Here is a 20104-nt window from a genome sequence, read left to right as displayed (position 1 = left end):
GTGGACGGCGCTCATCCGGACGAGGAGTCCGGACGATGTGCAACTATCCAACGATTCAGGATTTCCTGCAGTCCAAGCAAGGGGGCTGGCCTGACCCCGGGGCAGGGATTCGGACCGCGTGCCGTTGGATGTTGTGCGAGGGCGGGGAGTTGTCTTCCTTCAGGCGGGTGGGGATGCCACCATGCCACGAGCGGAAAGTCCCTGAACTCATGTCCTCTGGCCGCGCCCAGCTTTCTTTGATTCATCAGGCGCTCGCGGAACGGGCAGAAGCCCGGTTGAGCGATGCGGCGCTGCGCCTGCTCGTGGAGCAGGCGGGCGAGGCCATGCTGCTGATGGATGCGACGGGCCGCGTGCTCGCCTTCAACTCCGAAGCCGGGTCGCGCTTTCGGATTCCCCCGCCCGAGAGAATCGAGCCTCACGGCAATCTTCCAGGCTGCGTCTGGGTTCGGCTGGACCAGGGTGGTGGGGTGCCCGCGGTGTCACCGCTGTCCCGGGCGCTCGCGGGCGAGGGGGTGCGCGACGAGCGCTGGGGCCTGCGCCGTCCGGACGGCACGCGGGTGGTGCTCGAGGGGAGCGTGTTCCCGGTGGGGCAGGAGCCCGGCGCGAAGCCGGCCGGCGTGCTGCTGCGCGCGCGGGAGGTGATGGAGGAGCCGCGGTTGGACGCGATGCGCGCGGCGCGGCTGCTCGCGGAGGCGGGCGCGCTCCTGGCCGCGGAGCTGGAGAACGAGGAGCGGGTGGAGCCGCTCTTGCGGCTGCTCGTGCCCACGTTGGCGGACGCGGGTGTGTTCTTCCTGGGGGCCGGCGGCGAGGCGGTGCGCGCGGCGGCGGCGGTGCACGCGGAGCCGGAGCGCCACGTCCTGCTGGTGGACATGCTGCGGCGCTACCCGCCGGACCCGCTGGACCCGCGCGGGCTGCCGGCCCTGTTCCTCACCGGGCGCACCGAGCGGGTGGCCGAGCTGTCGGACGCGCACGTGGAGGCCCTCACCCGGGACTCCGAGCACGCGCGGCTGTTCGCGCTCCTCGGGGTGACGCGCTACCTGGGCGTGCCGTTGGTGGCGCGCGGACGCGTCATCGGCGCCCTGGCGCTGTTCCGCTCGGAGGGCGCGCCCGCCTTCGGTGACGAGGAGGAGCGGGTGGCGGAGGAGCTGGCGCGCCGGGCGGCGCTGTCCCTGGACAACGCGCGGCTGTTGCGCGAGGCGCGCGAGGCGGTGCGGCTTCGCGACGAGTTCCTGGGCATCGCCAGCCACGAGCTGAAGACGCCGCTGACGCCGCTGCACCTCAAGGTTCAGCTGCTCCAGAAGCAGGTGGACGTGCTGGCCGCCCACGGCAAGCCCGTGTCCGCCGAGCGCGTCTCCGAGACGCTGGACGTGGTGCAGCGCCAGGTGCGCAAGCTGACCAGCCTGGTCGACAACTTGTTGGACGTGTCGCGCATCACCGCCGGCCGGCTGAAGCTGGAGCTGGAGGAGATGGACCTGGCGAGCGTGGCGGCGGAAATCCTCTACCGCTTCGCGCCGTCCGCGGCCCAGCTCCACTGCTCGCTGGAGATGCACGCGCCGGTGCCGGTGCTGGGGCGGTGGGACCGGCTGCGGCTGGAGCAGGTCGTCACGAACCTGCTGTCCAACGCGCTGAAGTACGGCGCGGGCCAGCCCGTGCGCCTCACGGTGGAGGCGGACGGGCGCACCGCGCGCCTCACCGTGGAGGACGGCGGCATCGGCATCTCCGCGCAGGACCTGCCGCGCATCTTCGAGCGCTTCGAGCGCGCGGTGAGTGACCGGCACTACGGCGGCCTGGGGCTGGGCCTCTACATCACCCGGCAGATTGTGGAGGCGTTCGGCGGCACGGTGAGGGCCACGAGCGCGCTGGGGCAGGGCTCCACCTTCGTGCTGGAGCTGCCCCGGGGCGACATCCCGGACGAGTGGCTGTCCGTGCCGGGCGCGCCCGAGCCTGGGCCCTGAGTCACGCGGCCGCGTCGGACACGGCGGGCGGCGCGACGTTGCGCGGCAGCCGGACGTGGAACGCGCTGCCCTGCTGTGGCCCCGGGCTCTCCGCCCAGATGGTGCCGCCGTGGCGCTCCACGATTTCGCGGCAGATGAACAGGCCCAGGCCCAGGCCGCCGTAGTGGCGCGCGGTGGCGTTGGAAGCGCGCGCGAAGGGACGGAACAGCCCCGCCAGGCTCTCCGGGGGGATGCCGATGCCCTCGTCCTTCACGTGCACGTGGATGCTGTCGGGCGCCTCCTCCAGCGTCACGCGGACCAGGCCCCCCTGGGGCGAGTAGCGCACGGCGTTGCTCACCAGATTGGTGAGCACCTGGTCCAGCCGGGGCGCGTCCCAGTCGCCCTCCACGGGGTGCTCGGGCACGCGCAGCTCGAAGGTGACGCCGCCCTCGCCGCGCAGCTCGAAGCGCTCCATCACCTCGCGCAGCACGGGCAGCAGGTCCACGCGCTGGCGCTCCAGCTCGAAGCGTCCGCCCTGGATGCGCGCGGTGTCGAGCAGGTCATCCACCAGCCGGGCCAGCCGCTCCGTCTGCCGCGCCATGGAGCGCAGCGCCTTGAGCAGCCGCTCGCGCTCCGGGAAGTCGCCGCTCTTCTCCAGCCGCTGGAGCGTCAGGGCCGCGAAGCCCTTGAGCGGCGTGAGGGGCGTGCGCAGCTCGTGGCTCGCCACGCTGAGGAACTCCTCGCGCGCGCGCACCGCTTCCTTCAGCTCCTCCTGCGTGGCGCCGGTGCGGTCCGCCATCTCGTTGAAGCCGCGCGCCAGCTCTCCCAGCTCGTCGTCCTCCTCCACCTCCACGCGGCGGGTGAGGTCGCCGGCGGCCAGGGCGGCGGTGGCCTCGCGCAGCGTGCCCAGCCGGCGGATGACGTCGCGCGCGACGAGCTGCGAGAGCGCCAGGGCCAGCAACACGCCCATCAGCACCAGCCCCACCACGGCCGCGCTCATGCGCGTAATCGCCGCGTACGCCACGCCCAGCTCCTGCGTCACCACGACGCTCCAGGGCGAGCCCTCCACGGGCGCCTCGGCCGCGAGCACGCGCCGGTCCGCCGCGTCGAACGCCTCCAGCACGCCGCCACCGGGCCGCGCCAGCTCCTCCTGCAGCGCCTCCGGCAGGTGCGCGGAGCCCAAGAGCTGGGCGCCCGGCGCGGTGTCCCGGAGGATCTTCTGTCCGCGCCGGTCCAGCACCTGCACGCGGAAGCGGCGCGACGCGGGCGTGGCGGCCTCGCTCAGCCGCTCCAGCGAGAGCAGCCCCACGAGCAGGCCCCGGCGCGCGCCGTGGAGGTCGAGCTGGAAGGGCAGGGCCACGGCCACGAGCGGCTTGTCGGGCGGGCGGGTGAAGGGCAGCGACAGCGGCAGCTCCCCGGGCGCGGGCGCCTCGGGGAACAGCTCCCGCATCTGGAAGCCCCAGCCCTCCAGGCCCTCGGAGGTGGCCAGCACCGTCGCGCGCTCGTCGAGCACCAGCGCGGCGTGGAAGGTGCGCTCGCGCGCGGCGAGGTTGGAGAGGTACGGCCGCAGGGACTCGCGCTCCCCGCTCATGAGCGCGGCGCGGAAACCCGGTGACTCCAGCAACAGGTACAGCGATTCGCGCGAGTCATCCAGGTAGCGCCGGGTGAAGTCCGCCTCGCCCGCCGCCGCGTAGCGCGTGTCGTCGCGCACCTGCTTCTCGATGGCCTTCTGCGCCAGGTACGCGGCCAGGCCCCCCAGCGCGAGCAGCGGCACCAGGCCCGCGAAGGCCAGCCCGCGCAAGAGCTTCCAGCCCACCGTGCGCGGCGCGCGCGGCCGCCAGTTCACCGCCTGCGCGACACACGCGAGCGCCAGCACGGTGTAGACGCTGGCGCCCAGCCACGACGCGCCCCGCGCCAGCGCGTACGCCAGCAGCGAGAAGGGCACCGCGAGCACGCCCATCAGCAGCGCGGGCACGCGCGGGTGCAGCCAGCGCGCGGGCAGGAGCAGCCCCACGCCGCCCGCCGCGAAGAGCAGGCCCACCAGCGGCCGCAGCGGGGCCAGGTGCGCGTAGACGGACAGCGGGAAGCGCTCCGGCACGGACAGCAGCGCCACGCCGAACGCGGTGCCGGTGAGGGCGGCGAGCCCCCGCAGCATGGCGCGCTGGCGCAGGGCGGGAATCCCCTCCAGGAGCAGCCCGACGAACAGCAGCGGGTACAGCACGATGCCCGTGAGGCTGCCGGGCAGCACGTTGAGCACCCACCAGTACAGCGCGATGGCCACGCCCAGGAGCAGGCGTCCGCCCACGTCCAGCCAGCGCGGCGCGCGCGGATACAGCAGGGCGCCCATCAGGGCGATGCTGCCGGTGAGGTACACGACGCCCAGCAGCCGCACGTACGGGTACAGGGGCCGGAACGCGGCCACCCGGAACTCGTAGGGCACGTACGTCATCAGCACGCCGAACAGCAGGCCGATGAGCGCCGCGGGCCAGGTCAGCGGCAGCAGGGTGGCGGAGGCGGGCGCCTGGGGCGTGAGCGCTGTGGGGAGTGGGGACATCTTCCCGGATTCAGGCGTGGCCGGGCCCATGGTTCTAGTGCTCCCTCGCCGAGCGTCGGGGGCCTGACACCCCGGACGACCAGGGCGGGACACCCGGCGTCAGGCGACCTCGAGCACCGTCCACTCGCGCACCTCGCCCGCCAGCGTCACTTCGATGGTGTCTCCCGCCTTGCGGCCCATGAGCGCGCGGCCCACCGGGGATGCGGGGGTGATGACGGACAGGAAGCCGTCGCCGCCGGGGCCCGTCAGCTCCGTGCCCGCGCCCACGGGCAGCACGAAGAAGGTCCGCTCGGCGAAGCCCTCCTCGTCCTCGGTGCTGACGTCCACCAGCGCGCCCAGTCCCACCGGGCCCTGGCGCGAGAAGCGCGGCATGGGGGCCTGGCCGAAGTGCGTCAGCGCCTGGAGCTCCTCCTGCACCCGGCGGGCGCGGTTGGCCTGCCCCGTGGCCAGGCTGCCGAACTCCAACGCCGCGCGGCCGTCCTCCTTCTTCTCCGACTCGGTGGCCAGGCTGCGGGCCGCCTCGCGAGCCTCGGCCTCGGCCCTGTGGGCCAGCCGGTCGCTCTGCTGGAGGCGCTCGGCGAGCTGGAGGAGCAGTGCCTGCTTGTCGAGTGACATGATGGCACAGAACTGTAGCGCGCCTGGGCGCCGGCTCCAGTTTTCCGTCGCCACCGGGCACCCCCTCGCGGGCTCGCGCCGTGTGGGCCGATGCGACATCCCGTGCACCTGGGCGTTCTTCCTCGTGGCAAGCCCGTACACGGCGCCGGCCCCCCACCCACCGGGAAGGACGCGACAGATGGAGAACGAGGAGCTGCGGGGGCACATCCGCGAAGTCGCCCGGGAGGTGCTGGGCGAGGCGCTCTCGCTGGGCGTCACCACCTGGCACGCGCCGCCTCGGGGCTACGTCAACGTCGACGAAGTCGACCCGGACACGGGACAGGTCGCCTTCCGCACCCTGACGTCGACGCTGGGCGAGGTGCACCTGCGGCTGTGGGCGAAGCAGCAAGGCCTGCTCGAGGAGGTCGAGGCGCTGGCGAAGCGGCTCAGGGCGCTCGCCCCGCGTCCTCCGTCGGACCAGGAGCAGTGGGAGCTGCGGGTGCTCGCGCTGGCGCAGGAGGTCCTGGAGCCCGCGGGGCACGACGCCGTGGTCGAGTGGCGGGGGGACGGCCATCTGGAGGTGGGCGTGCACACCTTCGACAGGCGCGAGTGGCGCTTCCAGCTCGAGACGCTGGCGACCACGCGCGGGGATGTCCCGGAGCCGGGATGCGCGCGGCGATTGGGGCTGGAGGCCCAGGCCCTGGCGCTGGCGGCGAAGCTGGGGGCGCTGGGATTCCAGGCGATGAGGGACCCGGAGCCCGAGGACGAGGCCGCGCGGGTGCCGGGCGTGGTGGAGGCGGTGCTCGAGCAGTTCGAGTACGGCCACCACCCGTTGAACAGCCTCTTCGACTACCTGGGCATGCCGGACTGGGATGAAATTGACGACGACCGGCTGCGGCGTCGGGTGTTGGAGCAGGTCTGCGCGCACGTGCGGGCGCGCGCCGAGGAGGAGGAGAAGACCTGGCCGGACGTCATCCCCGCGGACCGGCTGGAGGCGGCGTTCGACGTGCTGCGCGCGCGGGGCTTCGTGGCGGAGATGTCCGCGTCCACCACGATGAGCGGCGGGTGGGAGGTGTCACGCGAGCTGGCGGACCTGCGCCGGGAGCAGGGCGAGACGATTGTCGGCACGGTGTTCTTCGACCAGCAGGACGCGGCCTCCGCGATGGAGGGCCACCCGCTGCACCTGGCCTATGGGCTCGTCAACGACGCGGAGGACGACGCGCGCGAGGACGAGCGCACCGAGGCGGAGGACGCGAAGGTGAGCGAGGACGCGGCGGCGGTGGGGCGCACCATCGTCGAGGTCCTGCGCGAGCACGGCTTCACGCCGGAGTGGAGCGGCGACGCCAGCAGCCGAATCACCCTGAAGCCGGCCTTCGTCTGGCGGCGTCGGCGCGCGCGGGTGGACACCACCGAGACGTGGTCCTTGGGTGAAGGCAACCGCATCCTGGCGCTGCTGGTGGAGTTCCTGCCCAGGCTGCGCGCGTTCGAGTTCTTCCCCGGGGACGGCGTGGAGGTGCACGAGCTGCGCTCGGACAGCCTGCGCGAGCTCACCCTTTGCTACGACCGGGAGGAGGCCGCGAAGGACGCGCTCGCCACGGTGGTGGCCCAGGCGCGCGAGCGCTTCCCCGCGCTCCAGTCGCTCACGGTGAGGGCGGGCGGCTTCGAGGAGACGGTGGAGCTCTGAGCCGGGGGATGTGCCTTGAAGGGAACAGGACCCGCGCGACGAGCGAGCCCTGCCCCGGGCAAGTAGGGCATGCTGTCGCCCATGACGCCCCAGGAACTGTCACAGAAGGCCCGGCAGCTCGTCGCCGATGGCGCGGTGCTGCTGGACGTGCGCACCCCTCAGGAGTTCCAGCAGGGACACCCCGAGGCCGCTCGCAACATCCCCGTGCAGGAGCTGCCCCAGCGCGTCAAGGAGGTCGGCCCGCCCGGCACCCCCGTGGTGGTGTACTGCGCCGCCGGAGGCCGCAGCGCGGTGGCCACACAAATTTTGCGCGCCAATGGTTTCCCGGACGTCTTCGACCTGCGCTCGGTGAACAACTGGTGACCGCGGGGCCGTGCGAGGCCTGGGCCCCGCGCGACGCGTGACAAGGCGGGCGGCATGGAGCAGCGTGCCGTCGCTCCCGTCATGAACCGCACCGCTGGTTTCCTCATCGTGGCCCTGTCCGGTGCGTGCTTCGGCGCGCTCGGGCTCTTCGGGCGCCTGGCCTACGCGGCCGGCGCGGACGTCTCCACGCTGCTGTTCCTGCGCTTCACGCTGGCGGGCTCGGTGCTCGGCGCGGTGATGGTGGCGATGCGCCAACCGCTGCCCAAGGGGCGCCTGCTGGTGTCGCTCATCCTGCTGGGCGCGGTGGGCTACGTGAGCGAGGCGGGCGTGTACTTCGCCGCGCTCCAGCACGCGCCCGCGGGGCTGGTGGCGCTGCTCTTGTACTCGTTCCCGGCGCTGGTGGCCCTGCTCCAGGTGTTCGTCTTCCGCGAGAAGCTGGGGCGCATCAAGTGGGTGGCGGTGGTGCTGGCCCTGTGCGGCACGGGGCTCACGGCGGACCTGAGCCAGGGTGGGGTGACGCCGCTGGGGGTGACGCTGGGGCTGTTGTCCGCGCTGCTGTATGCCGTGTACGTCGTCACCAGCGCGCGCGTGGCGGGCCGCGCGGGGCCGCTGGTCTCCAGCACCGTCATCCTGATGTCCGCGGGGCTCACCTTCGGACTGGCGACGCTGGTGAAGGGGCCGTCCTTCCCCACGACGACGCTGGGCTGGGCCGCGGTGGTAGGCCTGTCGCTCATCTCCACCGTGGCCGCCGTGTTCCTCTTCTTCCTGGGCATGGCGCGCATCGGCCCGGTGAACACGTCGCTGGTGTCCAACATGGAGCCGCTGACGGCGGTGGTGCTGAGCGCGCTCTTCCTGAACGAGCGGCTCAGCCTGCGCCAGGGCCTGGGCGGGGTGCTCATCCTCACGGCCGCCGTGCTGCTCGCGCGCTCGGATGTCCCGGGGCAGAGCCTGAAGCCCGAGGGCGCGGATACCACCGCGTGAGGCACACCCGCCCGGGAGTGCCTCACGCGGGCCGTCGAGGGACTACCGCGTCACGCGCTTGATGAACTGACTCACGTCGCGCACGAAGGTCCGCGGCAGCTCCGCGTGGGGCGCGTGGCCGGTGTCGGGGTAGAGGATGAAGCGCGCGTCGGGCAGCGCATTGACGAGCGCCTGCTGCTGCGCGACGGGGAAGAAGCCGTCCTGGTCTCCGCCCACCACGAGCACGGGCACGCGGATGGAGCCAAGGCGCTGGGAGTGGTCCTCCGCGATGAGCCCGTCGAGCGAGTCCTGCCACACGCGCGCGGGGACCTTCAGGCTCTCCGACACGAGCGTGTCCAGGTAGGAGGCGGGCACGGGGCGCACGAAGGTGCTCGATTGGAACTCGCGCACGAAGTCGGGGTCGACGGTGCCCACCTGCTCGTCGACGACGGACTTCAGGCCCAGGGCCACCTCGTTGCCCGCGACGGTGGGGGCCGAGCCCACCAGCACCAGCGCCTCCACGCGGCGCGGGTGGTCCAGCGCCACCTGCTGCGCGATGAAGCTGCCCATCGAGTGGCCGACGAGGATGGCGCGAGGCTCACCCACGGCGTCGAGGAAGGCCGCCACATCCGCCGCGAAGTGCTGCTGCGTGTAGCAGCACGCGGGGCGGGACGAGTCGCCGTGGCCGCGCTGGTCCAGTGCGTAGATGTGCAGGTCGCGTGAGAAGCGCGACAGGTTCAGGTCCCAGGTGTGGTGCGAGTCCGTGTAGCCGTGCAGGAAGACGACGGCGGGGCCACGCCGCGAGCCCTGCTCCACATAGCGGAGCGTCACGCCGGTGCGCAGGCGGATGGAGCGCTCGCGGGGCGCGGAGGACAGCTCGCTCGACTGCGTCAGGCTCTCGGTGTCCGCGGGAGCCGCGGTGGGCTCCGCCTCGGGCGCGGGGCCGCAGGCGAGCAGGGGAAGCGTGAGCAGGGCGGCGAGGAGCGTCTTCATGGATGCGTGCCTTGTCCAGTCCCGGCGGGGAATCCGCCGTGCACGCATCATCCTACGACTACCTCTGACATTGCCTCGGTTGCCGCGACGTGTGGGGTCGTCTTCGCTCCAGGTCCGAGGTGAAACAGACCCGGTCGAGATGTCTCACGCCACTCGGAGCGGAAGGTTCTTGTCGCGGCGAAATCTGTATCAAGTCCGTGTCGCGAACCTGGCTTGACGATGCGCGAAGACGACGTCTCGAAGGGCCTGGGTCCGCGCGGCCATGACGTGCCGCGACGTGTTGTGGCGGGGACACTGCTTTCGATGAGGGGCCGCGCTGGCGCGAAACGCTTCAGGGCTTGTCGCTGGCGGTCTTCGACTCTTCCTGCCTGGCGTCCGGAGCATCCGAGGAGCGGTCCGGTCCGTACACGGGCTCGCTGGAGGGATTCGGAGGGGGCTCCTGGAAGTTCCGGCTACCGCCGCGGTCGTTCGGGTGACCGACCTCGTGGCCGGGGAAGAGCGCGCGGGCGAGCCACCAGTAGTTGCTGCAACCCGTGAAGAAGAGACTGGCGATGACGGCGACGGCGACGTTGCGCATGGCATTCTCCGACGGCTCTGAATCCCGCACCGTAGTCGAGTTCTCCACATGACCGGCGCGGGATGGAATCGCCGGTGGGAAGGGCTCACGAGGGCCTGACACCCGAGCGGGGAAAGCTGCGCAACCCACGCGTGTCATCGGGCTGCGACGCGCCATGTCCCCGGGCTCGGGTGCTTCGTCGAGGTGAACGGCCGGACGCTCAGGAGGACTGGGCGTCTGTCTTCGCGTCGGCGCCCGACGACGAAGGAGCGGGGCCGTAGACGGGCTCATCGCTCGGGTTGGGGTCCGGCAGCTTGAACGGCTGCGCGCGCTTCGCGGCGGTGCGATGGCCGCCGTTGACCTGGATGCCGTTCACGTGGTCGCAGCCGGCGAGCAGCAGCCCGGTGACGATGGCGATGTACGAGATGGTGTGGCGCATGTCGTCCCCCTTCGCGAAGCGGGAGCCACCCTATCACCGACCGGTGCGCGCGACAGTCCAGGGCGCGGCGGGGGCGGCGGTCATCGACCTCGGGCGTTTCGTGGGCGCGTGTGCGTGGGCCGCGGCGTTTCGCGCCTGGCCCCAACAAGGGCCGCGTGCGGGCTGTTCGTCGAGGGGCGGCGCGGCCCGCTGTAACCTTTCGCCGCCCATTTTCGTGGAGTCGTCGAACGCCGGGATTTCCCCCGGCGGTGCGACGGAGGACGGACATGGAGGCGAAGAAGGTGGCGGTGGTGGGAGGAGGGCTGGGCGGCCTGGCGACGGCGGCGCTGCTGGCGCGCGGCGGCTGCGCGGTGACGCTGTACGAGCGCTCCAAGCACCTGGGCGGTCGCGCGCAGACGACGGACGTGGAGGGCTTCCGCTTCAACCTGGGGCCGCATGCGCTGTACCGGGCGGGGGCCGGCATGCGGGTGCTCGGACGCCTGGGCGTGAAGCCGCGAGGCCGCGTCGCCGGAGAGTCGGGCGGCTCCTACGCGCTGCGCGCCGGCAGACTGCACACGCTGCCGCGCGGGCCCGTGTCACTCTTGACGACGGATGTGTTGCAGTTGAGCAGCAAGCTGGAGATGGCGCGGCTGCTCGCGAGCCTGCGCCGCGTGGACACGGAGCCGCTGACGCACGTGCCGATGCGCCAGTGGCTCGACACGCGCATGTCCCGGGAGGACGGGCGCGCCCTCGTCGCCGCGCTCGTGCGCGTGGCCACCTATGCCTCGGACCTGGACGCGCTGAGCGCGGAGGCCGCGGTGACGCAGGTGCAGCTCGCCATCGAGGCCGGCGTGCTCTACCTCGATGACGGCTGGGCCGCGCTGGTGGACGCGGTGGCCGCCGTGGCGAAGGCGTCCGGCGCGACGCTGGAGCTGTCCGCGCGCGTCGAGGGCGTGGTCGTCGAGCAGGGCCAGGTGCGCGGCCTCCGGCTGTCGGATGGCTCGGTGTGCGCGGCGGACGCGGTGGTGCTCGCGGGGAGCCCCAGGGACGTGGCGTCGCTGCTGCCCGAGGACGCGGTGCTCGCGAAGGAGGCGGAAGGCGCCACGCCCATCCGGGCCGCCACGCTGGAGCTGGGCCTGTCGCGGCTGCCCAGGAGCGAGTCCCTCTTCGCGCTCGGCGTCGATGGCCCATGGTACGCCTCGGTGCACTCGGCCTATGCCCGGCTGGGGCCGGAGGGCGGCGCCATGGTGCACGTGATGAAGTACCTGTCGCCGTCCGCCCCCGAGGCGACCGAGGCGGAGCTGGAGGCGGTGATGGACGCGCTGCAGCCGGGCTGGCGCGAGGTGCTCGTCGCCCGCCGCTTCCGGCCCGCGCTGGTGGTGAGCCACTGGCTCCCGACGGCGAGCACGGGCGGCCTGTCGGGGAGGCCCGCGCCCGCGGTGCCGCACGTCGCGGGCCTGTTCCGCGTGGGAGACTGGGTCGGCGGGGAGGGGATGCTCTCGGACGCGTCCTTCGCCAGCGCGGAGTCCGTGGAGCGCGCGCTGCTCCATCACGCGGAGGTGGCGCCGCGTCGCCTGGCGGTGGGAGCCTGAGGCCATGTCGGACCTGTCGCGAGGGGTGTTGGAGGAGGCGGCGCGCGAGCATGAGCGCTACCTCTGGGGCCTGTGCTACCGGATGACGGGCGTGGCGGCGGACGCGGACGAGCTGGTGCAGGAGACCTTCGCCCGCGCCCTCGCCTCACCGCCCGCGCGGCACGAGGAGCTGCGCCCCTGGCTGACGCGGGTGGCGGTGAACCTGGCCCGGGACTCGCTGCGCCGTCGCCGCCGCGAGGGCTACGTCGGCACGTGGCTGCCCTCACCCCTGGAGACGGGGGACGAGGAGGTGCCGCCCGCGGTGGAGGCGAGGCTGCCCGGAGGCGGCTCCACCGAGGGGCGCTACGAGCTGCTGGAGAGCGTCTCCTTCGCCTTCCTGCTGGCGCTGGAGGCGCTGACGCCCAAGCAGCGCGCGGTGCTGCTGCTGCGCGACGTGTTCGACTCCTCCGTGCGCGAGGTGGCCCAGGCGCTGGGCATGAGCGAGGCGCACGTGAAGGTGGTGCACCACCGCGCCCGGGCGGCCATGGCCGCGTACGAGGGCGAGCGCTGCGTGCCGACCAGGGACCTCCAGCAGCGCACGCTCGCGGCGCTGGAGGGCTTCATGGCGGCGCTGCTCGAGCGGGACGTGGCCGCGGCCGAGGCGCTCCTGTCCGTCGACGTGAAGGCGCTCTCGGACGGCCGGGGCGAGGTGCGCGCCGCGCTGGTGCCCGTGGTGGGCGCGCGCCGCGTGCTGACGTTCCTGACGAAGCTGATGGAGCTGCGCGGCTCGCCGCGAGCGGTGGAGCTGCAGTGGCTCAACGGCCTGCCCGCGCTGGTGATGATTCTCGCGCCCGCGAAGGACCCGATGCTCGCGACGCGGGCGGTGGTGCGCGTGGACCTGGGCGCGGATGGCCGCATCGCCCACATCCACTCGGTGCTCGCCGAGCGCAAGCTCGCGAACGTCCGGATGCCCGAGCCCGCGTGAAGGGGCCCGGGCGTGGGGTGGCTCAGCCCGCGCGTCGGTGCGTGGGGTGGCTCGTGTGCGAGCCCTCGCCCGGCGCGGCGGCCTGGGCGCTCGGCTCGCGGCGACGCAAGAGGCCCCACAGGCCGTAGGCCACCAGCGCGAAGCAGCCGTACTGCGCCGGCGTCATCCCGAAGTAGCGCGCGTCCACGTAGCTCATGTCCGTGGCGCGCAGGAAGTCGAAGCCGAAGCGGCACGCCGCGTACAGAATCGCCAGCAGCGGCAACAGCCGCCCCTTCATCTTCTCCACGTCGCGCAGCGCGTACAGCAGGCCGGAGATGGCGAAGAGCGCGATGGCGTCGTACATGCCCAGGTCGTGACGGGGCCCGTTGGGGAACGCCACCGCCAGGAAGAAGTCGGTGCGCACGCCCGGGTGGTCATGCACCGCGAAGCACCCCAGCCGCGCCACCGCCCAGCCCGGCGCCACGCCCAGCGCGAACGCATCCGCGTAGTCGTTGAAGCGCAGCTTGCGGTGCCGGAAGAAGAAGATGGCCGCGATGATGCCGCCGACGAGGCCTCCGAAGGACGACAGCCCATCCCAGACCTTCAGAATCTGGAACGGGCTCTTGGACAGCTCCTCCGGGTGGTAGAAGAACAGGTGCACCCAGTGTCCCACCAGCACGCCCACGCCCACGCCCCAGGGGGCGTAGTCGGCGAGCGGCGTGGGGTCCAACCCCTGCCGCTTCGCCTGGCGGCCAAGCAGGTTGGCGGCCAGGAGGATGCCCGCGGCCACGAAGATGCCGAAGGGCTCGATGGTGAGGGGCCCCAGCTTCAGCGAGGGGGCATGCCAGTAGGGAATCACGTCGATGGCTCCAGAGGACGGACCGTCCGCCCCACTTAATCCGTCGGGGGCGACGTAGGCGAACAATTGTGGGGACCCGAACTTCCCCCCCCGCTCCGCCCTGTCGCCCGGACGGCCCGGGTCGGCTGGCGGACACCCCTCCTGTGCCGCTCCGAGCAGTCAGAGGGCCTCCTTCATACTTCCCGACGCTCCGGAAAGTCCCGCCAGGACCGAAACAGGGGGGCTCAGGCGTCTACAGCTTGGAAACCCTGCTTTAATTGTCAGGCCAGTCCTGTCCAATCTCACAATGGCTTCAGGGATTCCGGGAGGTCTCATCACGCCGGGCGGGAGGTCCCGGCAGACGCGCGCCCAGCAAGCGCGCCTTCACATCCGCCGGGCTCGCGAGGCTCCGGGCATGGCGGACGCGGTCTGGATGCGGGTGGCCCTTGTCCGTCGCCCTCCGCGTTGCACGGTGGTTCAAGGAGTCGACAACCCATGAAGTCCTACCTGTTGGTCCCCAAGGAGTCCATCGAAACACAGGCCCGCGTCGGGCCTCGCGGCACGCAGCAGGGTGAGCGCGTGTTGCCGCGCACCACGGCGCTTCGCTTCACCGTCGCCAACCGCGCGCCGGACACGCTGTCGCTTCTGGGCCTGCGCTCGGCGACGCTGCCCGGTCCCCGTCCTCCCGTCAGCGGGCAGGAGGCGCGCAAGCGCGTCGCGAAGGGCTCGAAGGTGAAGCGCCCCACCACCCGTGGCGCGGACGCGACCACCCCGCCCTTGCCCGGCGCTCCTGTCTCGGAGCAGACGGGGAGTGAGGCGGGCAGCTTCCGCTTCATGCCGCTCATCGGCGCCACCATGGCCCACTTCTACTCGGACGCCACGGAGGCCGAGGCGCGCGGCGAGCTCGCCGCCGACTTCGAGTTCATCCCCGACGTGGTGCCCCTGTCGTTCCCCGGACCGGTGTCCGCCGGACAGTCCGGCCCGCGCAACCGGGGCATGAGCTCCCTGGCCGAGCGCGAGTGGCCCGAGGAGAGCGGCGTCCCCCTGGCCCACGCCCAGGGCATCCGCGGCGCGGGCGTGCTGCTCGGCGTGCTCGACACCGGCGTGGACGCCGACCACCCCGAGCACGCCGCCAGGGTCATCCAGTTCCGCTACGTGTCGCTGTTCCCCAACTCGCCGCACAATCCGGCGCGGGACATCCGCGGCTTCGACCCGGACGGCCACGGCACCCACGTGTGCGGCATCGCCGCGGGCACGCACCACGGCGTCGCCCCGGAGGTGGACCTCTACGTCGCGTCCGTCATCGAATCGGAGACCATCCGCACCAGCCTGGGCCGCGTGGCCGCCGGCATGGAGTGGCTGCTGCACCAGTTCAGCAGCCCGCAGAACGTCACCCGCCCCGCGGTGGTGAACCTGTCGCTGGGCTTCCCGCTCAAGCCGCCGCCGGGCATCTCGGAGGCCGACTACCGCCTCAACCAGCGCGCGCTGCAGACCATGATCCGTCGGCTGCTCGACAGCAACGTGCTGCCTGTTGTCGCGGCAGGTAACAGTGGACCCGACACGGTTGGTTATCCAGCCGCCTTTGACGAGTCCCTGGCCGTCGGTGCAGTCGACTTCGAGCGCAACGTGGCTCATTTCTCCGCCAGCGGTGTCGTGGAGCGCCGCGTCGTACCCGACGTCATGGGTTACGGAGTCAATGTGTACTCGAGCACCGAGCGGCGTTGTAACAACCAGGCGTTCTACGAACGAATGAGTGGCACCAGCATGGCGGCGCCTTATGTAGCCGGTATCGCGGCGCTCTATCGGTGCCGCGCCCCTGACTTGACGGCGCTCGAGGTGCGGGATTTGATTTTGGCCAATGCGGTCAAGCTTCCTCGCTCTGGTGGTCACCGAACGGGCAAGGGCCTGGCTGTCTTCAGGTGACGGTGGTGGGTCGAAACCGGGGTCGGCGCCAGTCGAGCGCCGGGCCCGGGGGAGGATGAGGCCATGAGCAGAAAGAATGGCGAACCCGGAGACGGCTTCGCGGCGGGGGTTCCCCGCGTCTCCTCGGGTGTGCGAGCCTTGCCAGGCATGGCCAGCGCGCGCACGCAGCCCGAGTGGATCGACATCACCGTGATGCCCCGGGAGACGCCCGCGCCTCCCCGCGCGCGCGCGCCCGCACGTCCCCCGCCCCTGTCACGGGCGGAGGTCCAACGGGCCGGGCTGGCGGAGAGCGCTCGCTTCCACGAGAGCTTCATGCGCTGGCTCGAGGCGCACCACCTCCTGGGCTCCGTGCGTTCGGTGAGCGAGCCGGGCTCCATGCCCATGCTCCACCTGCGCTGCGCGCCTCGCGTGCTGGACCAGCTGCGGCGCGCTCCGGAGTTCGAGGCGGGCGCGATGATGCCCGTCGACCTCTACTAGCGGTGGGTGCCCCTCGCCGTGCACCCCTGGTCTGGGCTCCCCATCCGATGTCCCGGAGGGCGGCCCGTGGTGGCTCGTTCCACCTGGCGGCGCGGAGAGCGAGTCCCGGCTTCCAATCCGGGGAACTCACGGTATCTCCGCTTGTTCCTGATTAACTTAGAAACTCGCGATTCGCCTGTCATCCCGCAATCGTCCCGGGAGGCATGTGAGCGTTGGTTTCACACCGGTGACGGCGTGGGTGTGACTTTGCAGTGGCCAGAAGCGAAGGGCGCGAGGGCGGTGGATGTTCCAGTTGAGGACCGAGGCCTTCATCGACGCGTCGCCTGACGCCGTGTGGGCGGTGTTGTGTGACTTCAAGGCCTATCCCCTGTGGAACCCGTTGATGTTGGAGGCGCACGGGAGGGTGGAGGTGGGCGCGCGGGTGGCGATGAAGGCGCGCTCGCCGGATGGCTCGGGGCGGGTGTTCGGCTTTCGCGCCACGCTGACGCGGGTGGAGCCACCCATGAGGTTGGAGTGGACGGGCGGCGTGCCGGGGCTGATGTTCGGCCGGCACGGGTTCGAGCTTCTCCCCGAGGGCTCCGGGACGCGGCTGGTGCACGGCGAGGACTTCAGCGGCGTGGTGACGTGGTTCATGGGCAAGCCCCGGCGGGACGCGTTCCGGGCCGCCTATGAGGGGATGAACCGCGCGCTGGCGGAGCGGGTGAGGGCACTCTCCACCCCCGCGTGACGTCGTCTCCGGAGGCACCCCGACGCAGGCGCACCCACGTGCGCGCGCGGGCTTCCGTTGTCTTTCGGGCAGTGACGCGCGGACACGTCGCGCGCGTATATCGCCTGGACGACGCGTGCGCGTGCGGCGTGCGCGAGGCCCGGTCCCAACTCCGCCCGGCGTGCAAATCCTCAGCGGCCCGAAACGCGACGAGGGCATGCATGGATGGACGACGTCGGCTGCGCGCGAGTGCCATGGCGGTGTGCGTGGCGTGCGCGGGCCTGGTGGGCGGCGCGGGCTCCGCGTGGGCGCAGGCTCCCGAGGAGGGAGAGCCGGGTGAGGTGTTGTCGGAGGAGCAGCTCGAGCAACTCCTCGACACTCCCACGGAGCAGCCCTCTGGCGCGGAGCTGTCCGTGGCGTCGTTCGGCCCGGAGCAGCTCGCGCCCTACTTCGCGGAAGGGGTTCTCGCGCGGGCGCATTCGGAGGTGCGGAGGGGACGCTTCGCGAAGGCGCGCGCGCTGCTCGCGGACCAGGAGCCCACGTTGCCGGTGCGCTTCCTGCGGGCGCAGAGCGCGCTGCTCGGCCGCGACTACTCAACTGCCGCGGAAGAGCTGTCGGCGCTGGCGGTGGACTATGTGCCGTTGAAGGACCACTGCCTGCTGTGGGCGGCGCAGGCGAACGAGAAGCTGCGCAGGTTGGAGCTGGCCGCCTCGCAGTACCGCGAGGTGAGCGCGGGCTCGCCGCTGTACGCGGAGGCGCGCTTCAGCCTGTCGCGCGTGCTGCAGCGGCAGCGGGACATCCCGGGGGCGCTGCAGGCGCTGCAGGAGCTCATCGACAGCCGGCAGGCGCGGGGGCCGGATGCGCTGCGGATGAAGGCGCTGCTGGCCATCTGTGACCTGGCGCGGGCGCAGGGGCTGTACAACGTCGAGCACCGCGCGCTGCTGGAGGTGTGGGCCACGAGCCCCCTGTCTCGCGAGGCGCAGCGCGCGAAGGAGCGGCTCAAGGGGCTGCCCTTGCCGCTCAAGTGGAAGGTGCGCCGCGGGGAGGCGCTGGTGGAGCTGCACCGGCACGGGCCCGCGACGGAGCTGCTCGCGGGGGTGATGTCCCAGGTGGACCCGCCGGATGAGCTGTCGTGTCGGGCGCACCTGGCCTTCGGGCGCGCGCTGCGCAAGGAGCGCCAGCACCGCCGCGCCATCCAGATGCTGACGCCGGTGGTGGAGAAGTGCACGTCGGCGGAGTACCGGCCGCAGGCGCTCTACGTGCTGGGCTATTCGCAGTCGGTGGTGGACCCGAGGTCGGCCATCACCACGTACGCCACGCTCGCGCGCGACTATCCCGAGCATGGGTACGCGGATGACGCGCTCTTCTTCGAGGCGTGGCTGCTGCAGCGCACGGGGCAGCTGGATGAGGCGCTCGCGCGCTACCAGGAGACGGCGGAGCGCTACCCGGCGGGCAACTTCGCGTCGGAGGCGCTCTTCCGGGCCTTCTGGCTGCACACGCGGCGCGAGGCGAAGGCGGAGGCGCTGTCGGCGCTCGAGGCGGTGGAGCGGCTGCCCGCGGCGTCGCGCACGGACGAGGCGCTGTGGCGGGCGCGGTACTGGCGCGCGCGGGTGCGCGAGCCCGTGCCCCTGACGAGCGCGACCGCGCTCGATGACTACGAGCAGCTGGCCACCGAGCGGCCCGCGACCTGGTACGGGATGCTGGCGCGCTCGCGACTGGCGATGCTGGCGCCGGAGCGGCTGGGGCGGCTGTCGCCGGTGCCTGGGGCGAGCGGGGCCGCGGAGGAGCCCGCGGACGAGGTGTGGCCGCTGCCGCCGGGGCCGCTGCGTCACGACGTGCGCTTCGCGGCGGGCGTGGAGCTGTTGCGGCTGGGGCATCCGGGCGCGGCGGACGAGCTGCTCGCGGTGAACTCGCGAGGGCTGTCGGAGGCGCCGGCGCGGCTGCTCTACCAGACGATGGTGCGCACGGGGCGCAAGCGGGCCGCGCGGCAGGTGGCGCGCGAGTCGCTGCGGCGCGAGGTGCAGGGCCCGCTCAGCCCCGAGTCACGTCCGGTGTGGGAGGCGACGTGGCCGTTGGCGTTCCGCAACGTCATCCAGCGGTACTCGAAGGCGTCCAAGGTGGACCCGGATTTGATGCAGGGGCTCATCCGCGAGGAGAGCCGCTTCCGTCCCACGGCGCGCTCGTCCACGGGGGCGCTGGGGCTGGCGCAGCTGATGCCGGCGACGGCGAAGCAGGTGGCGCAGGCGCTGAAGCTGGGGGACGTGGGTGAGTCGAACCTGCTGCAGCCGGCGCAGAACGTGCGACTGGGCTCGGCGTACCTGGGGCAGCTGTTGCACCGCTTCGGTGGCAACGTCGCGTACGCGGTGGCGGCGTACAACGCGGGGCCGCACGCGGTGGACCGCTGGCGTCAGGCGCTGCCGCAGGCGGAGCTCGACGAGTGGGTGGAGCACATCGCGTTCGACGAGACACGCGAGTACGTGAAGCACGTGCTCGGCAGCTACGGCGCCTACAAGCTGCTCTACACGGGGCAGCCGGTGATGTTGCACCCGACGAAGGTCGAGGCCGCCAGCCGGCGATAGCGGCGCGTGCGACGCGTCTCCGCGGGATGACGGAGACGCGCCGGCGCCGCGAGGGCCCTAGAAGCTCAGGCCGCCGTCGACGTCGATGGTGCGGCCGTTGAAGTAGTCACACTCGAGGATGAACTTCACGGCCAGCCAGATGTCCTCGGGCAGGCCGATGCGGCCCACGGGGATGGCGGAGACCAGCGCGTCGCGGGCCTTCTGGTTCATGCCCTGCGTCATCGGCGTTTCAATCATGCCCGGCGCCACCGCGCCCACGCGCACGCCGAACGGGCCGAACTCGCGCGACCACGTCACCGTGTTCGCCGCCAGCGCCGCCTTCGCGGACACATAGTTGGACTGACCGCGGTTGCCGTGCCGGGCGATGGACGACATGTTCACCACGACGCCGGGCTTCTGGTCCGTCTCCACCATCTTCGCCACCACCTCGCGCACCATCAGCGTGGCGCCCGTGAGGTTGACGCCGACGACGGCGTTCCAGTCCGCGGTGGACAGCTTCTTCACCTCGCCCGTCGTCCGGTCCTTCTTCACCAGCAGGGCGTCGCGGAGGATGCCCGCGTTGTTGATGAGGCCGTTGAGCCCGCCCATCGCCCCGTGCGCCCAGGCCACGAACGACGTGATGTCCGCCTCCGACGACACATCCAGCTTGCGCCGGTGGATGCCCGCGGGCAGCGCCGCCAGCTTGTCCTCGGCCACGTCGCCCACCGCCACCTGCGCGCCCGCCTCCAGCAGCCGCTGCGCGAAGTGCGCGCCCATGCCCTGGGCGCCGCCCGTCACAATCACCTTCAGGTCCTTGAGCTGCATGTCTGTCTCTCTCCGGTGTGTTGGGGCGGCCTGTCGAAACCCACCTGTGGGCCCGTGCCGCCGGGAAACCCGCCGCCAAGGCTACGCAACCCGGCCCGCCCTGGCCAGCACCGATGGAGTTGAAACCTGAATCGACATTCAACTTGGGCGGAAACGAAAGCGCCACGTCGGGTGTCCGACGCGGCG

General features: G+C 72.2%; 17 protein-coding genes. 10 read left to right on the top strand and 7 right to left on the bottom strand.

Annotated elements, in window-relative coordinates; translation table 11 throughout:
• The first annotated feature begins 275 nt into the window (after nucleotides 1–275).
• Complete coding sequence (locus tag OWM54_RS20070) at nucleotides 276–1955, top strand: sensor histidine kinase (protein WP_267698520.1); 1680 nt, start codon at nucleotides 276–278, stop codon at nucleotides 1953–1955.
• A gap of 1 nt (nucleotide 1956) precedes the next feature.
• Here the strand turns inward: OWM54_RS20070 and OWM54_RS20065 are convergent, their stop codons facing one another.
• Nucleotides 1957–4488, bottom strand: coding sequence for a sensor histidine kinase (locus OWM54_RS20065; RefSeq protein ID WP_267698519.1), 2532 nt, complete (start codon nucleotides 4486–4488; stop codon nucleotides 1957–1959).
• Nucleotides 4489–4587: 99 nt separating this feature from the next.
• Nucleotides 4588–5103 (bottom strand): GreA/GreB family elongation factor, encoded by a 516-nt coding sequence (locus OWM54_RS20060; RefSeq protein ID WP_141330071.1) that lies wholly within the window; start codon nucleotides 5101–5103, stop codon nucleotides 4588–4590.
• Between the two features lie 178 nt (nucleotides 5104–5281).
• Here OWM54_RS20060 and OWM54_RS20055 point away from each other — a divergent pair, with 178 nt between their 5' ends.
• The 3 genes from OWM54_RS20055 (at nucleotide 5282) to OWM54_RS20045 (ending at nucleotide 8110) form a co-directional block, all read left to right on the top strand.
• Complete coding sequence (locus OWM54_RS20055; RefSeq protein ID WP_267698518.1) at nucleotides 5282–6766, top strand: DUF6891 domain-containing protein; 1485 nt, start codon at nucleotides 5282–5284, stop codon at nucleotides 6764–6766.
• An 81-nt stretch (nucleotides 6767–6847) separates the two neighbouring features.
• Nucleotides 6848–7129 (top strand): rhodanese-like domain-containing protein, encoded by a 282-nt coding sequence (locus OWM54_RS20050; RefSeq protein WP_141330090.1) that lies wholly within the window; start codon nucleotides 6848–6850, stop codon nucleotides 7127–7129.
• Nucleotides 7130–7183: 54 nt separating this feature from the next.
• Nucleotides 7184–8110 carry a DMT family transporter gene (locus OWM54_RS20045; RefSeq protein ID WP_223751979.1) on the top strand — a complete coding sequence of 309 codons (927 nt, stop codon included), beginning with the start codon at nucleotides 7184–7186 and terminating at the stop codon, nucleotides 8108–8110.
• 42 nt (nucleotides 8111–8152) lie between these two features.
• Here OWM54_RS20045 and OWM54_RS20040 read toward each other — a convergent pair whose 3' ends face one another.
• The 3 genes from OWM54_RS20040 to OWM54_RS20030 form a co-directional block, all read right to left on the bottom strand.
• Nucleotides 8153–9082 carry an alpha/beta fold hydrolase gene (locus OWM54_RS20040; protein ID WP_267698517.1) on the bottom strand — a complete coding sequence of 310 codons (930 nt, stop codon included), beginning with the start codon at nucleotides 9080–9082 and terminating at the stop codon, nucleotides 8153–8155.
• A gap of 331 nt (nucleotides 9083–9413) precedes the next feature.
• Nucleotides 9414–9659 carry a hypothetical protein gene (locus OWM54_RS20035; RefSeq protein ID WP_267698516.1) on the bottom strand — a complete coding sequence of 82 codons (246 nt, stop codon included), beginning with the start codon at nucleotides 9657–9659 and terminating at the stop codon, nucleotides 9414–9416.
• 199 nt (nucleotides 9660–9858) lie between these two features.
• Nucleotides 9859–10077 carry a hypothetical protein gene (locus OWM54_RS20030; protein ID WP_223782102.1) on the bottom strand — a complete coding sequence of 73 codons (219 nt, stop codon included), beginning with the start codon at nucleotides 10075–10077 and terminating at the stop codon, nucleotides 9859–9861.
• 266 nt (nucleotides 10078–10343) lie between these two features.
• Between OWM54_RS20030 and OWM54_RS20025 the strand changes: the two genes are divergently transcribed.
• Together OWM54_RS20025 and OWM54_RS20020 are read left to right on the top strand one after the other, a co-directional pair.
• A complete protein-coding gene (locus OWM54_RS20025) occupies nucleotides 10344–11648 on the top strand; it encodes a phytoene desaturase family protein (RefSeq protein WP_267698515.1) in 1305 nt (434 codons plus the stop codon).
• A gap of 4 nt (nucleotides 11649–11652) precedes the next feature.
• Nucleotides 11653–12612 carry a sigma-70 family RNA polymerase sigma factor gene (locus OWM54_RS20020; protein ID WP_267698514.1) on the top strand — a complete coding sequence of 320 codons (960 nt, stop codon included), beginning with the start codon at nucleotides 11653–11655 and terminating at the stop codon, nucleotides 12610–12612.
• A 22-nt stretch (nucleotides 12613–12634) separates the two neighbouring features.
• Here the strand turns inward: OWM54_RS20020 and OWM54_RS20015 are convergent, their stop codons facing one another.
• Nucleotides 12635–13450 (bottom strand): prolipoprotein diacylglyceryl transferase, encoded by an 816-nt coding sequence (locus OWM54_RS20015; RefSeq protein WP_267698513.1) that lies wholly within the window; start codon nucleotides 13448–13450, stop codon nucleotides 12635–12637.
• Nucleotides 13451–13924: 474 nt separating this feature from the next.
• Here OWM54_RS20015 and OWM54_RS20010 point away from each other — a divergent pair, with 474 nt between their 5' ends.
• The 4 genes from OWM54_RS20010 (at nucleotide 13925) to OWM54_RS19995 (ending at nucleotide 19114) form a co-directional block, all read left to right on the top strand.
• Entirely contained in the window at nucleotides 13925–15352 is a 1428-nt protein-coding gene (locus tag OWM54_RS20010) for a S8 family peptidase (protein WP_141330969.1), read from the top strand.
• 63 nt (nucleotides 15353–15415) lie between these two features.
• Nucleotides 15416–15829, top strand: coding sequence for a PopC secretion inhibitor PopD (gene popD, locus OWM54_RS20005; RefSeq protein WP_046710407.1), 414 nt, complete (start codon nucleotides 15416–15418; stop codon nucleotides 15827–15829).
• 283 nt (nucleotides 15830–16112) lie between these two features.
• Entirely contained in the window at nucleotides 16113–16556 is a 444-nt protein-coding gene (locus OWM54_RS20000) for an SRPBCC domain-containing protein (RefSeq protein WP_267698512.1), read from the top strand.
• 200 nt (nucleotides 16557–16756) lie between these two features.
• On the top strand, nucleotides 16757–19114 hold the full coding sequence (locus OWM54_RS19995; RefSeq protein WP_267698511.1) for a transglycosylase SLT domain-containing protein: 2358 nt from the start codon (nucleotides 16757–16759) through the stop codon (nucleotides 19112–19114).
• A 57-nt stretch (nucleotides 19115–19171) separates the two neighbouring features.
• Here OWM54_RS19995 and OWM54_RS19990 read toward each other — a convergent pair whose 3' ends face one another.
• Nucleotides 19172–19918, bottom strand: coding sequence for an SDR family oxidoreductase (locus OWM54_RS19990; protein WP_141330975.1), 747 nt, complete (start codon nucleotides 19916–19918; stop codon nucleotides 19172–19174).
• Between the last annotated feature and the right edge of the window lie 186 nt (nucleotides 19919–20104).

This window comes from Myxococcus sp. MISCRS1 (genome assembly GCF_026626605.1).
Classification (GTDB): domain Bacteria; phylum Myxococcota; class Myxococcia; order Myxococcales; family Myxococcaceae; genus Myxococcus; species Myxococcus fulvus.
This window is presented reverse-complemented; position numbering and strand designations above follow the sequence as displayed.

Excerpts from the sequence above, each read along its gene's own strand:
- OWM54_RS20065 (WP_267698519.1), bottom strand. The coding sequence starts at position 4,488 with ATGTCCCCACTCCCCACAGCGCTCACGCCCCAGGCGCCCGCCTCCGCC.
- OWM54_RS20060 (WP_141330071.1), bottom strand. The coding sequence starts at position 5,103 with ATGTCACTCGACAAGCAGGCACTGCTCCTCCAGCTCGCCGAGCGCCTC.
- OWM54_RS20055 (WP_267698518.1), top strand. The coding sequence starts at position 5,282 with ATGGAGAACGAGGAGCTGCGGGGGCACATCCGCGAAGTCGCCCGGGAG.
- OWM54_RS20050 (WP_141330090.1), top strand. The coding sequence starts at position 6,848 with ATGACGCCCCAGGAACTGTCACAGAAGGCCCGGCAGCTCGTCGCCGAT.
- OWM54_RS20045 (WP_223751979.1), top strand. The coding sequence starts at position 7,184 with ATGGAGCAGCGTGCCGTCGCTCCCGTCATGAACCGCACCGCTGGTTTC.
- OWM54_RS20040 (WP_267698517.1), bottom strand. The coding sequence starts at position 9,082 with ATGAAGACGCTCCTCGCCGCCCTGCTCACGCTTCCCCTGCTCGCCTGC.
- OWM54_RS20035 (WP_267698516.1), bottom strand. The coding sequence starts at position 9,659 with ATGCGCAACGTCGCCGTCGCCGTCATCGCCAGTCTCTTCTTCACGGGT.
- OWM54_RS20030 (WP_223782102.1), bottom strand. The coding sequence starts at position 10,077 with ATGCGCCACACCATCTCGTACATCGCCATCGTCACCGGGCTGCTGCTC.
- OWM54_RS20025 (WP_267698515.1), top strand. The coding sequence starts at position 10,344 with ATGGAGGCGAAGAAGGTGGCGGTGGTGGGAGGAGGGCTGGGCGGCCTG.
- OWM54_RS20020 (WP_267698514.1), top strand. The coding sequence starts at position 11,653 with ATGTCGGACCTGTCGCGAGGGGTGTTGGAGGAGGCGGCGCGCGAGCAT.
- OWM54_RS20010 (WP_141330969.1), top strand. The coding sequence starts at position 13,925 with ATGAAGTCCTACCTGTTGGTCCCCAAGGAGTCCATCGAAACACAGGCC.
- popD (WP_046710407.1), top strand. The coding sequence starts at position 15,416 with ATGAGCAGAAAGAATGGCGAACCCGGAGACGGCTTCGCGGCGGGGGTT.
- OWM54_RS20000 (WP_267698512.1), top strand. The coding sequence starts at position 16,113 with ATGTTCCAGTTGAGGACCGAGGCCTTCATCGACGCGTCGCCTGACGCC.
- OWM54_RS19995 (WP_267698511.1), top strand. The coding sequence starts at position 16,757 with ATGGATGGACGACGTCGGCTGCGCGCGAGTGCCATGGCGGTGTGCGTG.
- OWM54_RS19990 (WP_141330975.1), bottom strand. The coding sequence starts at position 19,918 with ATGCAGCTCAAGGACCTGAAGGTGATTGTGACGGGCGGCGCCCAGGGC.